This is a genomic window from Flavobacterium aquatile LMG 4008 = ATCC 11947 (assembly GCF_000757385.1).
Classification (GTDB): domain Bacteria; phylum Bacteroidota; class Bacteroidia; order Flavobacteriales; family Flavobacteriaceae; genus Flavobacterium; species Flavobacterium aquatile.
The window spans coordinates 359,911-373,797 of the sequence record NZ_JRHH01000005.1; the positions used below are offsets into that span (position 1 = coordinate 359,911).

Annotated in this window: 15 protein-coding genes and 1 tRNA gene; 12 read left to right on the forward strand and 4 right to left on the reverse strand. The window is 32.4% G+C overall.

Going from position 1 to position 13,887, the window contains the following annotated elements:
• The first annotated feature begins 82 nt into the window (after positions 1–82).
• The 4 genes from LG45_RS13500 (at position 83) to LG45_RS13515 (ending at position 5,395) form a co-directional block, all read left to right on the forward strand.
• Positions 83–649, forward strand: a complete 567-nt coding sequence (locus tag LG45_RS13500; RefSeq protein ID WP_052087594.1) for a PQQ-binding-like beta-propeller repeat protein — start codon at positions 83–85, stop codon at positions 647–649.
• Positions 650–917: 268 nt separating this feature from the next.
• Positions 918–1,844, forward strand: a complete 927-nt coding sequence (locus LG45_RS13505) for a DUF58 domain-containing protein (protein ID WP_035128035.1) — start codon at positions 918–920, stop codon at positions 1,842–1,844.
• Between the two features lie 86 nt (positions 1,845–1,930).
• A tRNA-Asp gene (locus tag LG45_RS13510) sits at positions 1,931–2,004 on the forward strand.
• A gap of 367 nt (positions 2,005–2,371) precedes the next feature.
• Positions 2,372–5,395 carry a T9SS type A sorting domain-containing protein gene (locus LG45_RS13515; RefSeq protein ID WP_052087595.1) on the forward strand — a complete coding sequence of 1,008 codons (3,024 nt, stop codon included), beginning with the start codon at positions 2,372–2,374 and terminating at the stop codon, positions 5,393–5,395.
• A 53-nt stretch (positions 5,396–5,448) separates the two neighbouring features.
• Here LG45_RS13515 and LG45_RS13520 read toward each other — a convergent pair whose 3' ends face one another.
• Positions 5,449–5,934 (reverse strand): DUF456 domain-containing protein, encoded by a 486-nt coding sequence (locus LG45_RS13520; RefSeq protein WP_035128441.1) that lies wholly within the window; start codon positions 5,932–5,934, stop codon positions 5,449–5,451.
• 31 nt (positions 5,935–5,965) lie between these two features.
• On the opposite strand from LG45_RS13520, the gene LG45_RS13525 reads away from it, so the two are divergent.
• Entirely contained in the window at positions 5,966–6,337 is a 372-nt protein-coding gene (locus tag LG45_RS13525; protein ID WP_035128036.1) for a hypothetical protein, read from the forward strand.
• A gap of 4 nt (positions 6,338–6,341) precedes the next feature.
• A complete protein-coding gene (locus LG45_RS13530) occupies positions 6,342–6,818 on the forward strand; it encodes a hypothetical protein (protein WP_035128039.1) in 477 nt (158 codons plus the stop codon).
• A gap of 175 nt (positions 6,819–6,993) precedes the next feature.
• On the opposite strand, the gene LG45_RS13535 is transcribed toward LG45_RS13530, so the two are convergent.
• Entirely contained in the window at positions 6,994–8,121 is a 1,128-nt protein-coding gene (locus tag LG45_RS13535; RefSeq protein WP_035128040.1) for a glycosyltransferase family 2 protein, read from the reverse strand.
• 67 nt (positions 8,122–8,188) lie between these two features.
• The gene (locus LG45_RS13540; RefSeq protein ID WP_035128042.1) at positions 8,189–9,121 is read right to left on the reverse strand and encodes a hypothetical protein; all 933 of its coding nucleotides are present in this window, start codon (positions 9,119–9,121) and stop codon (positions 8,189–8,191) included.
• A gap of 55 nt (positions 9,122–9,176) precedes the next feature.
• Here LG45_RS13540 and ruvC point away from each other — a divergent pair, with 55 nt between their 5' ends.
• The 6 genes from ruvC to LG45_RS13570 all read left to right on the forward strand — a co-directional run bounded on the left by ruvC (position 9,177) and on the right by LG45_RS13570 (position 13,317).
• A complete protein-coding gene (gene ruvC / locus LG45_RS13545) occupies positions 9,177–9,731 on the forward strand; it encodes a crossover junction endodeoxyribonuclease RuvC (RefSeq protein ID WP_035128044.1) in 555 nt (184 codons plus the stop codon).
• Between the two features lies 1 nt (position 9,732).
• Positions 9,733–10,866 carry a radical SAM family heme chaperone HemW gene (gene hemW, locus LG45_RS13550; RefSeq protein WP_035128046.1) on the forward strand — a complete coding sequence of 378 codons (1,134 nt, stop codon included), beginning with the start codon at positions 9,733–9,735 and terminating at the stop codon, positions 10,864–10,866.
• Between the two features lie 62 nt (positions 10,867–10,928).
• Positions 10,929–11,681 carry a cyclase family protein gene (locus LG45_RS13555; protein WP_035128047.1) on the forward strand — a complete coding sequence of 251 codons (753 nt, stop codon included), beginning with the start codon at positions 10,929–10,931 and terminating at the stop codon, positions 11,679–11,681.
• Positions 11,678–12,088, forward strand: coding sequence for a GNAT family N-acetyltransferase (locus LG45_RS13560; RefSeq protein ID WP_035128049.1), 411 nt, complete (start codon positions 11,678–11,680; stop codon positions 12,086–12,088). Before LG45_RS13555 ends, LG45_RS13560 begins: the two co-directional genes overlap by 4 nt.
• A gap of 64 nt (positions 12,089–12,152) precedes the next feature.
• Positions 12,153–12,524 (forward strand): MmcQ/YjbR family DNA-binding protein, encoded by a 372-nt coding sequence (locus tag LG45_RS13565; RefSeq protein ID WP_035128051.1) that lies wholly within the window; start codon positions 12,153–12,155, stop codon positions 12,522–12,524.
• A 58-nt stretch (positions 12,525–12,582) separates the two neighbouring features.
• Positions 12,583–13,317, forward strand: coding sequence for a PH domain-containing protein (locus LG45_RS13570; RefSeq protein ID WP_035128052.1), 735 nt, complete (start codon positions 12,583–12,585; stop codon positions 13,315–13,317).
• Between the two features lie 95 nt (positions 13,318–13,412).
• On the opposite strand, the gene LG45_RS13575 is transcribed toward LG45_RS13570, so the two are convergent.
• Positions 13,413–13,886 (reverse strand): copper resistance protein NlpE, encoded by a 474-nt coding sequence (locus LG45_RS13575; RefSeq protein WP_035128443.1) that lies wholly within the window; start codon positions 13,884–13,886, stop codon positions 13,413–13,415.
• Between the last annotated feature and the right edge of the window lies 1 nt (position 13,887).

Here is a 13,887-nt window from a genome sequence, read left to right on the forward strand (position 1 = left end):
GGTAATTACTCTTACATGGTTTAAAATCTTGACTCAAATTTGCAGAAGAAATTAATACTTTAAAAAACTAAAAAACAAAACAATGAAAACAAATTTTTTAAAAGCTACACTTTTAGTAGCACTAGCATTAGTATTCACTAATTGTAGTAAAGACGATGACGAACCTCAAGTAAATCCTTTAACAACTTTCATCAACGAGGCAGGCTTCAATGAAGTAACAAATGATTTTATAGACAGTGGAGATTATGAGTTTGGATATTCATTTATCCCAACCGTTAACGGAAAAATGAGAGCAATCGTTGCAAAAATCCCTGATGCACATACCGATATGAGAGTTACAATTTGGGATGTAGACACCGAAACTGTTCTTAGAACAGAGCTTATTACAGTTGAAGCAGATGTAGAAGTTACTAAAAAAATCACCGCATTGTCACTAACAAAAGACAAAGAATACATGATAACTTTCAACAGTAACGATTGGTACGATCATAGAAGAACAGATGCTTCCAATGCAACCTATCCTATTACATCTGGTGATATTTCAATAACAGGATATGGTTATGCTAGCGGAACTACACAAACATTTCCAGTAACCTATCCAAACAATTACTACGCAGGAGACGTGAGCTTTAAATTCCAAAAAAATTAGAATAAGTTAATAAATTTAGGTTAGTTGTAAAAAGGTTCAGCGCAAGTTGAGCCTTTTTATTTGGAGCGAATCATTCGGGCATTTTCAGCAATCCATTTTCCTGCTTTCCATTACAATTTTTTATTTTTAAAGAAAAATAAAAAGATTTTCATTGCAATCAGGGCTAATTAGTAATTCATTTTTGTGAAAATCCATTTTCAAAACAATTTTGTGAAACTTTTAAACTTCTAAACTTTTAAACTCCTAAACTTTTATTTACATTTGATACATGAAGATAGAAGAACAAAAAGAAATAATATCTGGTTTCAAACATCTTGAGCTTTTAGCTAACCAAGTTGTTGAAGGCTTTATTTCGGGAATGCACAAATCACCATTTCACGGATTTTCTGCCGAGTTTGCCGAGCATAAAGTGTACAACACAGGTGAAAGTACCAAACACATCGATTGGAAACTATTCGCCAAAACCGACAGATTATACACAAAACGTTTCGAAGAAGAAACCAATCTACGTTGTCATTTAATTATAGACAATTCGTCTTCAATGCATTTTCCAAAACTCAAAGACAACGAACCTTTCTACGAAAGTAAAATCGGATTTTCAGTTTTAGCATCGGCCGTTTTAATGAGTTTATTAAAAAAGCAACGCGACGCAGTAGGACTAAGCATCTATTCCGATAAATTTGAATATTACGCACCCGAAAAAGGAAGTGATCGTCATCATAGAATGCTATTAAATCAACTAGAAAACCTTCTTGAAAATCCAAAAGAATCAAAAAATACAAACACAATAACTTTTTTACATCAAATAGCCGAAAAAGTACATCGCCGTTCTATGATTGTTCTTTTTACAGATATGTTTCAAGACGGCAAAGAAGAGCAGCTTTTTAACGCATTACAGCACTTAAAACACAATAAGCATAAAGTAGTAGTTTTTCACGTAATTGATGAAAAGCGCGAGCTGAATTTCGATTTTGACAACACGCCAAGAAAGTTTATCGACGTAGAATCGGGTGAAATAATCAACCTTTTTGCCGAAAATGTCAAAGAAGAATACGAAAAAAAGGTCTCCGACTACTTCAAAAAGCTATCTTTAACCTGTGCGCAGAACAAAATAAAGTACGTTCCAGTAAATGTAGGAGCAAATTTCGAAAAAATTCTTACTACCTACTTAGTTGAAAAACAAAACTTTGGTTGATTTCATTGAAGTTTTATTAAAAAAAAATAAAAAAATAGTTGCAAAAACAAAAAACGTGTGTATATTTGCAACCGCAATAAAGCGATGGTTTGGTAGTTCAGTTGGTTAGAATACATGCCTGTCACGCATGGGGTCGCGGGTTCGAGTCCCGTCCAGACCGCTAAATTGGGAAAAGCACTTCAGAAATGAGGTGCTTTTTTGCCCAAGGAAGTAATCGAAATGCATTTGCGAACAATTGTTAAATGTTCAGCAAATCATTCAAAGTAGTTGTGTTGTTTTCGATACGCCTTTGTAAAGCGTATCACGGTTTAGTAGTTAGACCAATGAAAAGCTTTCCACTTTTGTGGATGGCTTTTTTGTTTTTTAGATCAGTTTTTGATTTTTTAAAATAACAATTGTTTTAAAAAATTGTGCGGTAATTTCTCTTTGTTAATAATTGAAAATTTGTATCTTGCGTTGTATTTTACTCGTGAGCAACATTTTAACAAATTTTGCATCCAAAAATTACAAACTAATCAACCAACCAAATGAAAAAACTACTACTCTCAATTACTTTATTGTTCTCTACATTTATTGTTTTTGCACAAGGATTAAGCCAGCCAACTACATTTAATAACGTCTGTGATGACAATGGTGACGGATTTTCATCCTTTTATTTAGGTGAAATTTCATATGAAATTCTTCAAGGTTTAAACGCCGCAAATTACACAGTTACACATCATGAAACTTTAACAGATGCGACTTTAGGAGTGAATTCTCTTTCGAGTCCTTATTTCAATTTTAATCCGTTTCAGCAAACAATTTATGCGCGTGTCGTAAATAATCTTACCAGTGAAGTTCAAATTGTTTCTTATCAATTGAATGTTAATCTGCCACCAACAGTTTCTAATCAAGTTTTGACAAATTGCTACAGTGTGGCTACAAGTTTCCCATGTTGGAATTTAGAAAGTTTAATTCCAAATATTCAAAGTGGAATCGCTACAAATAATGTAACTTTTTATCAAACCATTTCAGATGCAATTACAGGAGCAAATGCTATGAACAATACGGTGTGCTATCAAAGTTTAAGTCCAGGAAATTCTTTGGTTTATTTTAGATTAGAAAATGCTACAGGATGTTTCTCTATCGGCGAAGTACAATTGCTGATGATAGAATGCGTTCAGCCAGGTTTTCCTCAAAATTTAACACAATGTGTCGATTCGGGTGTTGGTTGTTTTAACTTAACGGATAATAATGTTAATGTAATTGGAACGTTAAATCCATCCGAATATACCATTTCTTACCACATTTTACAATCAGAAGCTAATTCGGATACAAATTCATTAAGTTCACCGTACTGTATGATTGCAGTTGGCACTCAAACAATATTCGTTAGATTGGAAAATAATACAACTTCAGAGTTTTCAATTTATCCTTTTACCATTTCAACAGCATTAGTTGCTCCTGATGTTGTATCATTACCAGATATGACTGCTTGTGATGATAATAATGACGGAACAGTTTCGTTCAATTTCACTACCGTTCAAGCGCAAATTGGCACAACAAACGTTTTAGAATACTATCCAAGTTTGGCTAATGCTCAAAATCAAGTAGTACCGTTTACTAATCCATCATCGATAAACATGGCGTCAACGATAGCAATAACTAATGTTTTCGTTCGTGAAATCGTTCCTGGTGGATGCGATGTTATTTATACTTTTGCAGCAAAAGCTTTTGCTATTTGTAATTTGGCTTATGTTTGTAATCAAGCAAATTCATTGTGTAGTGCTCTTGGAGTTCCTTTTAGTAATACAACAGGATCTGCATCTGTCGGATCTCCTGGTTGTCTTGGTAGTGCACCAAATCCTACATGGTTTTATTTGCCTGTTAGTACTGCTGGCTCAATAGGTTTGTTGATTCAACAAAGTACAGATATTAATTTTTCTACAAATAATTTAGATGTTGATTATGTTGTTTATGGACCGTTTACAGATCCTGTAACTCCATGTGGTTCAGGGTTACCATCAGAAAGCACAATTGTAAGTTGTAGCTATTCTTCAGCACCAATAGAAAATGTACTAATTAGTAATGCTTTGCCAGGACAATATTATTTAATTATGACCACGAATTTTTCAAATCAATCTGGATATATTAAAATCACACAAACGTCAGGATCAACAGGAACTATTAATTGTTCAGGTTTAAGATTAAATGCATTTTTAGACTCTAATAATAACGGAATTAAAGACAACGGTGAAAGTAATTTTCCATTAGGACAATTTCAATACGAAGTCAATGATAATGATGTAATCCATAATATTGCTTCACCATCAGGAGTTTATAATATTTATGAAATTAATCCAGCAAATTCTTATGATTTAAGTTTCACTGTTGATGCTTCGTATGCTTCAATGTATAATGTAACAACTTCAACTTACAGCAATGTAAATGTTGTGGTTGGAGCCGGAATGACGCCATATGATTTCCCTGTTACGGTTGTTCAACCTTACAATGATTTAGCAGTTACAATTGTTCCGTTTAACGCTCCAAGACCAGGATTTGTCTATGAAAATAAAATTATTTATTCCAATTTAGGAAATCAACCAATAACTTCGGGTACGTTAACTTTCAATAAGGATTCAAATGTTTCTATAACAAACATTTCTCAAGTAGGAACAACACCAACGGCTACTGGATTTACTTACAATTTTACCAACTTAATGCCATTTGAAGTAAGAACAATTACAGTAAGTATGCAAGTTCCAACAATTCCAACGGTTAACGCGGGACAATATTTAACAAATACTGCTTCGATAATACCATTAACTGGTGATGTAGTAACAGAAAATAATAGTAATACTTTGGCGCAAATAATTGTTAACGCCTACGATCCAAACGATAAAATGGAATCTCGTGGTGAAGAAATTTTGTTTTCATCATTCAGTTCGAACGACTATCTGTATTACACAATACGTTTTGAAAATACTGGAACTGCAAGTGCAATTAATGTTCGAATTAACGATGTTTTAGATGCTCAACTTGATGAAAATTCATTGCAAATGGTAAGCACAAGTCATCCAAATTATATTATGGATCGAATTGGAAACAATATAAATTGGGAATTTGACAACATTCAATTACCGGTTTCTGTAGCCAACACAAACATTGGAAAAGGTTATGTTATGTTTAAAATAAAACCAAAACCTGGCTTTGCTGTTGGTGACGTAATTCCAAACACGGCTTCAATATATTTCGATTTTAATCCAGCTATTGTTACAAATACATTTACTACCGAGTTTGTTGCAGCTTTGGCTATAAATCAATTTGAAAATAGTGATTTTGTGTTCTATCCAAATCCAACTTCAGATTTTGTTACAGTAACTTTAAAAACAGGGTCAGATACAATTTCGTTAATTTCAGTTTATGACGTTTTAGGAAAGCAAATTATGAATGTAAAAGCCAATTCAATTTCTGAAACTATAGATTTATCTTCAGTAAATTCAGGAATTTATTTTGTAGAAGTTGTAACAGAAAATAATTCTAAGGTAGTCAAAAAATTAAGTGTGAAATAGGTCACAAAATAAATAGCTCACAAAAGGCGTTCAAGTAATTGAGCGCCTTTTTTTTAATAATTCTTAATAGCAACAAAAAGAAATAAAATTAAAAAAGAGAAACACAACATAAACTTCATAAAACTAGAAACTAGAAATCCTAAAAAAGCACCAAATGCAGCTTTCAAAGCGCCTTTTTTATCTTGAAAATTATAAATGAGTTCGCCAATAAATGCACCAACAAATAATCCAATTATAAAACCAATAGGAGGAAAAAACAATCCCACAATCAATCCAATATTGGTTCCCCAAACACCATATTTAGTGCCACCAAATTTCTTTGTACCTTGCGCTGGAATGGTGTAATCTAAAATCGAGACTATAATCGTGAGCAGCAAAGTTATTCCTAAAACCCAGTAATTATTTTCTACATAATCGGTTAGGTACAATAATAGCAAACCAATCCAACTTAATGGAGCGCCAGGTAAAGCCGGTAAAAAACTACCTAAAAGCCCAAGAATAGAACAAATTAAGCCTAAAACAACCAATATCACATCCATAAAATAATTTTTAGTATTTTTGATGACCAATATGAGAAAAATAATTCAAATATCGATTTTTTATCTGCTGCTTTTTTGTTCGACAAGCATTGCTTTTGCACAAGAAAAGAAGTCGAATGATCCTGATATGCAAATCAAGGAAACTTTATATGCCAAATATAAAAATGAAGTTCGTGCCTTTGACAGACGTCATTTTGACGACTTATTTTTCGAATATTTTCAAAAGCAAGGAGACTCAAAAATAACCCTTACCAAAGAAGAGTTCTACACTTACACCATCAAAATTGCAATTTATTCTGAAAAACTCGGACTGTTGTACAAAGATAAAAAACAAGAGGCGCAACAAGCCAAACAAGACTGGTTTAGTAAAAGTTACTCCGAATATTTAAGCACAAAAAAATAACAATTTGAAAAAGTTTCTAGCATTACTTACAATACTTTTATTGCAATCGTGCAACTATTTTGAGAAGCAAGTTCCTTCCGAAAAAGAATTGCTAGATAAGCAACTAAAAGAAATAAATTGGCAAGAAGTCGATGAGTATCCTTCGGTAGCAGAATGCGAACTTCTAACCGATGAAGCCCAGAGAAAACAGTGCTTTTTCGAATTTTTAACCAGTACAATTCAAGAAAAATTAAGCGTCGACACTTTGTCTGTTTTATATCCAGAACTTGACACCATCGAAGTAAAAGTCACCGTTTATCCCGATGCCAAATTAGAATTTGAACCCCAATTCCCAAAAGATTCTGTTGCTTATGACAAAGTAAAAATTGACAGCATTCTTCACGCTCGTTTGGTAGATTTACCCAAAGTAAACCCAGCTTTAAAACGTGGAATTCCAGTAAAAACCCAATTTATTTTACCCGTAATTTTAAAAGTAGAATAGTTTTTAAGAAGCTATTTCCAGCTATCCATTATAAGTTTTTATAAAAAAATAAGTTTTTCTAAGACCAAAAAAGAGCTTCCGTTGGTCGCTTTTTTTCGTCAAGAAAAACTATATTTTTTCAATAAAAAGCTTTCCATTTCTATCTGGGCTAGGGCAATCGTCTTCGCAACAAAAATTATTTTTTAAAACTTCTACCTTTCCAAGTAAAACTTCCAAAAAGCGAATAAATTCCAACCAAACTACAAAAGAAAGGATAAACCAAACTACTAGCCAAAGGAAAAATAAATTTACCCTTTCGCAAATATTGATTCGATTTCAACAACAATAAATAATCAACAAAATATTTAACTGAAAAGACGATTAGTAAAGTTTTCCAATTGAGGGAATTTGAAATTAATAAATACAGTCCAATAACCAAACTTAAATTCATAGCCAAAACCACAACCGCCAAACTTTTAGAATAATATCCAGAATATCCAGTTGTTTTACTTGCCCAACGAACACGTTGCATAAACAATTTATACAAATCATTTTCGGGTTTTGTTTTGACTATTGTATCGGTATTTTTTAGGTAATGCACTTTCTCAGCATGATTTTTCAATGCTTTTTGCAATAAAAAAACATCGTCGCCACTTGCCATTTTGTTGTTTCCGCCAAAACCTCCAATTTCATTAAAAAGTTTTTTGGTGTAAGCGAAGTTCGCTCCATTACACATAAACGGTTTTCCAATTCCAAAACTTCCAATCGTTGTTCCTTGCAAACTCAATAAATCCAATTGTTGAAACTGATGGAACCAGTTATTTTTAGTTTTATAAACCACAGCGCCAACAACCATTTCAGCATTGTTTTTCTGAATAAAATTATCTAAAGTCAGCAGCCAATTTTTATTTACAATACAATCGGCATCAGTTGTAACAACCCATTCGTGTTTCAAAATCGGAATTGCTCTAGAAATAGCATCTTTTTTTGGTGAATTGGATAACCGTAAATTTTCTAAAAGAGTCGTTTCAATCAAGCCGTTTTCCATTCGCCATTTGATATAAACACGTTCTGAAGCATCGGTAGAAAAATCATCTACCATTATTATTTCGAATAAATCTTTAGGATAATTTAAATTGGAAATCGACCTTAAAAGTTTAGGTAAATTTTTCTCTTCATTTCTAAAAGGAACAATTATCGAGAATTTAGTTCTGGGTTTTTCATCCGTTCTTACAAGTGATTTTACTTTATCAAAACCAAAAATAAGTTGTAAAATAAACACAACATAAATACCTAAAACAACAAATAAAATAATTTCAATCATAAGTAAAGATTTTAAACGAATTTAAACAAATTAAAAGATAAATAATTCAATCTTAATAAAATCTTTGTTACCTAGTGCTTTGCGGCGAAACCTTAAAAATCATTACGTAATAACTTCCAAAAACTACAGGTAAAACTACGTTTAAAAACCACATTAGCATGGTCACAAAAACTACAATCCATTCGTTAACGCCAAGCAATCCAAAGAAATAAATCGCCAAACTTCCTTTCAAAGCAAAATCTAAAAACTGAAAACTCGGAACAATCGAAGCTAAGAAATAGACAGTAGTAATCGTTGCCATTAAAGTTGAATAAGGCAAATCGACATCAAATGCCAAAAACAAAAAATAATATTGATGCGAAAAAACCAGGTAACGACAAAATCCTAAAATCAAGTTCTTACGGTGAATTTTCTTTGGAATTTCATTGATTTTTTCAATCAAATCTTCGATTGAGTAGCCTTTAATTTTTATCTTTTTTGTGAAATAAGAAAACAGAAAAAATGCAATTGTAATTGCTATTATTCCGAAGCTCCAAAGCCAATAACCTAACAACATCATACCAAGAATGCCAAAAATTCCGGTAGCAACAATTTGAACGCCATTGCAAATTAAGTTCAGAAAAATAATTTTTTTAGTGTCTTTTTTGTCAAAATACAATGCTTTTCCAGCATATTCACCAACGCCAACTGGAGTAAAAACACCCAAAGTTAAAGCTGCGAGAACTTGTTTCGTAGCTTCATTTACAGAAATAGCTTTTACAACTTGAGCCAAATTTTGCCATTTCAGAATTTCAAAAAAACGATTTAAAAAACTAAAGAATAAGATAAATGAAATCCCAGCAACCGATTGATTTTTATGAAATAAAACTAAAAATTTATCCCAATCCAATTTGTCATTGGAAGCAAGTTGGTTGTAAATAAAATAAAATGCACCAACAACAATCAAAAGTTTGACTGAAAAAACCAAGAATTGTTTAGCTTTGTGAGGAATTGTAATCATTGGTACAAAGAAACAAACTTTAAACTTTTAAACATTAAACTTTTAAACTAATTCATTGGCAAACGAAAGAATAATTTTAGGAATCGACCCAGGAACAACCATTATGGGTTTCGGATTGATAAAAGTAGTCAACAAGAAAATGGAATTTCTGCAGTTGAACGAGTTGATATTGAGTAAATACGACAACCATTACCAGAAATTAAAAGTTATTTTTGAGCGAACAATCGAATTAATCGATACGCATAATCCAGACGAAATTGCTATTGAAGCACCATTTTTTGGTAAAAACGTACAATCCATGTTAAAATTAGGGCGAGCACAAGGCGTTGCAATGGCAGCAGGACTTTCAAGAGATATTCCAATTACAGAATACGAACCCAAAAAAATAAAAATGGCAATAACCGGAAACGGAAACGCCAGCAAAGAACAAGTTGCCAAAATGCTACAACAACTTTTGGGTTTGAAAACATTACCTAAAAACCTAGATTCAACCGATGGATTGGCAGCAGCAGTTTGTCATTTCTTCAATTCTGGAAAAGTGGTTGGGGAAAAAAGTTATACAGGTTGGGATGCTTTTGTGAAAAATAATGAGGATAGAGTAAAAAAATAGCATGTCAGGAATTTACATACACATACCATTTTGCAAGCAAGCGTGTCACTACTGCGACTTTCATTTTTCGACTTCATTGAAGAAAAAGGGTGAGATGGTTTTGGCGTTGGCGAAAGAAATTGAAATGCGTAAAAGTGAGTTTCGAGACGAAGTTGTGGAAACCATTTATTTTGGTGGTGGAACTCCGAGTATTTTAGAAATTTCTGATTTGAAATTGTTAATCGATGCTGTCTATTCTAATTATAAAGTTATTGAAAATCCGGAAATCACGGTCGAAGCTAATCCAGATGATTTATCGAAAGAACGAATAATCGAATTGTCAAATAACAAAATCAATCGTTTGTCTATTGGAATTCAATCGTTTTTTGAAGACGATTTAAAGTTGATGAATCGCGCTCATAATTCGGCGGAAGCCAAAGAATGTTTAGAAATTGCAACACAATATTTCGATAATGTTTCAGTCGATTTAATTTACGGAATTCCAGAAATGAGCAACGAAAAATGGCTTCAGAATATCGAAACTGCTTTGTCGTTTAATATTCCGCATATTTCAAGTTATGCTTTGACGGTTGAGCCAAAAACAGCTTTGCACACATTTATTCAAAAAGGAATTATTCCGCAACCAGAAGATGAAGTGGCTCAAGAACATTTTCAGATTTTGGTTGATAAACTATCTGAAAATGATTTTATTCACTACGAATTGTCCAATTTCGGAAAGGAGAATTATTTTTCTAAAAACAATTCGAGTTATTGGTTGGGCAAAAAATACATCGGAATTGGTCCTTCGGCACACAGTTATGACGGAGAAAAACGTGGTTGGAATGTTTCGAATAATTCGCTGTATCTAAAATCAATATCCGAAAATAAATTACCATCCGAAACCGAAATTTTATCCAAAACCGATAGATATAACGAATATGTTATGACTGGTTTGCGGACTATTTGGGGAATTTATTTAGATAGAATTGAAACCGAATTTGGCAAAACTTATTTAGACTATCTCAACCAACAAGCAGCAAAATATATTGAAGATCACTTGCTTTTTGTAGATGAAAATATTTTGCGAACTACAAAAAAAGGTAAATTTTTGAGTGACGGAATTGCTTCCGACTTATTTTTATTAAATTTGGAGTAAAAGTAACGCAGAAAAAATCCGTTAAATCCGCGTTTGAAAATCCGTTAAATCCGCGTTCCATCATGATTGCATTAATTGACAATAAATTCCAAATCGACCTATCAAAACCAATTGACATTTCCATTCCGTTATCCAATACTGATGAAAATCCGATTGCGTGGTACATTGAAAAACCCGAAATTGAACCAGTAAAATTTGGCGATTGGATTGGAAAAGTTTCCGAAGGAAGTTCTACTAATTTCAATAACATTTTCTTCAATCCACACGGACACGGAACGCACACCGAATGTCTCGGACACATTACGCGAGAGTTTTATTCGATAAATCAATGTTTGAAACAGTTTTTCTTTACAGCCGAATTGATTTCGATTGCACCAGAAAATATAAATGGTGATTTGGTAATAACTAAAAATCAAATTGAGAAAGCTTTGAACGGAAAAACTACAGAAGCAATTGTAATTCGAACGCTTCCAAATTTGGAGCAAAAAAAACATAAAAATTATTCCAAAACAAATCCGCCTTATTTATCTGAAGAAGCAGCAATTTTTATCCGAGAAATCGGAATTCAACATTTATTGATTGATTTACCAAGCGTTGATAGGGAAGAGGATGAAGGAAAATTATTGGCGCATAAAGCATTTTGGAATGTAAAAAATGTCAATAATTTAAATGACGATGCACGATTGAATTGCACCATTACGGAAATGATTTTTGTGGAAGATAAAATTCAGGACGGAAGTTATATACTAAATCTACAAATTGCTTCGTTTGAAAATGATGCTTCGCCATCAAAACCAATTTTGTATAAAATATGATTTCAGTTTCAACAGATAAAACCAAACTTGATGTTCCGTTTATTCAAAACTTTTTGAAAGACGTTTATTGGGCTGCAGGTCGAACAATTGAAGACGTTCAAACCACAATTGATAGTTCGTTTTGCTTCGGAATATATTTAGATGATAAACAAATTGGCTTTTGCAGAGTGATCACCGATTATGTAGTTTTTGCTTATGTTATGGATGTTTTTATAATTGATGAACATCGCGGAAAAGGTTATTCGTCTATTTTAGTAAACGCAATGATGACCGAACCCAAATTACAGCAAGTCAAAATTTGGCGGTTAGCGACATCAGATGCTCATTTTTTATATGAGAAATTCGGATTCAATTCATTAGCTCATCCTGAGAAAATGATGGAGAAAATAGTAACAAGTAAAAAGTAAATAGTAATTGGCGAATAGTCAAAAGCTAATCACTAATTACTCATCATTAATCACTAAAAAAAATATGGACATTCAACAACTCTACGAATTCTGCTTATCCAAAAAAGGAGTAACTGAACATTTTCCGTTTGATGAAGATACTTTAGTGTTTAAAGTTGGTGGAAAGATGTTTTGTCTCACTTCTTTAAAAGAATGGGAAAAAGGAACGCCATCATTAAATTTAAAATGCGATCCAGAGAAAGCATTAGAACTTCGTGCAGAATATGAAGCCATAAATCCGGGTTATCACATGAGTAAAATTCATTGGAATACGGTCAATTTCAACGGAGATGTTTCTAATAAGTTGATGTGCGAACTAATAAACCACTCTTATGAATTGGTTTTCAAAAGTTTGACTAAAAAAATTCAGAGCGAAATTCTAGAATTAGAAAATTAGGCATTACTTTTGATGCCTCTTTTAAACTCTTAAACCTATAAACTTATAAACTTTCAATATGATTGATAATTTAAAGAAAATACTAAACGAAGATCAAGATCCAAAAGCGATTGAGAAAATTACTGCAAAATTGGCTAATTTATTAATGTCAAATGAAGAAATTGGATATATCGCGGTTCAGAAAAAACCTGCAGTTACAATTCTTCCAGACAGTATTGTGGTTACCAATAAAAGAATAATTCTTTGCAAGCCTAAAAATCTTGGTCTATCAATGGAGTTTGTAGATTATGATTGGGATGACATTGCTGCAAGTTTTGTAAAAGAAGGAATTTTAGGTGCTGATTTTACTTTTTCTACCAAATCAGAATTGACACATACTGTTGATTATTTGCCAAAAAATCAGGCTCGAAAATTATATACTTACGCTAAAGAACAACTTGATATTTTGAAAAACGGCGTTGCTCCAATTGCAAATGCTATTGTCGATGAACCAATTTTAGAAGAAGTTGCTGAAGCTGTTTTGGAAGCAGAAGAAGTAGAGCAAGTTGAAGAAATGGAAACAGAAGAAGTAACTAATTTTGCTGAAATTGTTCCGGCTTCTCAACCTATTTTTAATGCTGAACCACAAACTCAGTTTTCGCAATCGGAAGTAAAAACAGAAAAATCATTAGCCGATTTATCGCAAGATGAGTTGTTTGAAAAACTTCAGAATTATAAAAAACTCCTTGATAACGGATTGATCATGCAGGGTGAATATGATAATTACAAGAAAGAAATTTTGAGTTTTATGTAATTGCCACAAAGACGCTAAGTCGCTAAGTTTTAATAATAAAGTAAAACCCGATAAAATTGAATTTATCGGGTTTTTTTATGGATTTGGGAATAATTTTAGTTACTTATTTCTTTATTTAAAACATACATATCCGCCATTTTACTATCGGAATTTTCTTTTCCTTCAGAGTTTAAACGAATTAGCTTGTTTTCTCCAACTTTATACATTGCCGTTGTTTTATTTTGTGAAATCGTGGTAATACCGCTTCCTTCTTTGTTCCAAGAAAAAGCGCCGTTTTCATTAAATTCGTTTTTTTCTTTTCCCAAATAAACAGATTTGGATGTAAAAGTTAAATCTTTATTTAATGTAATTTCCATTGCTATTCCTTCACAATCGGCACAAGGAATTGTTCCTTTATAAGTTCCATTCCAATCTAGTGAATTTTGCGAATTATCGCCAACAGCAATCGTAGAATCTGTTTTAATTTCAGTTTCAGCAGTTGTTGTTTCTATTTTTGTATCGTCAACTTTTTTGTTGCAACTTGTAATTAAAAGCGTGCTAAATGCTAGAATTAAAATTTTATTTTTCATG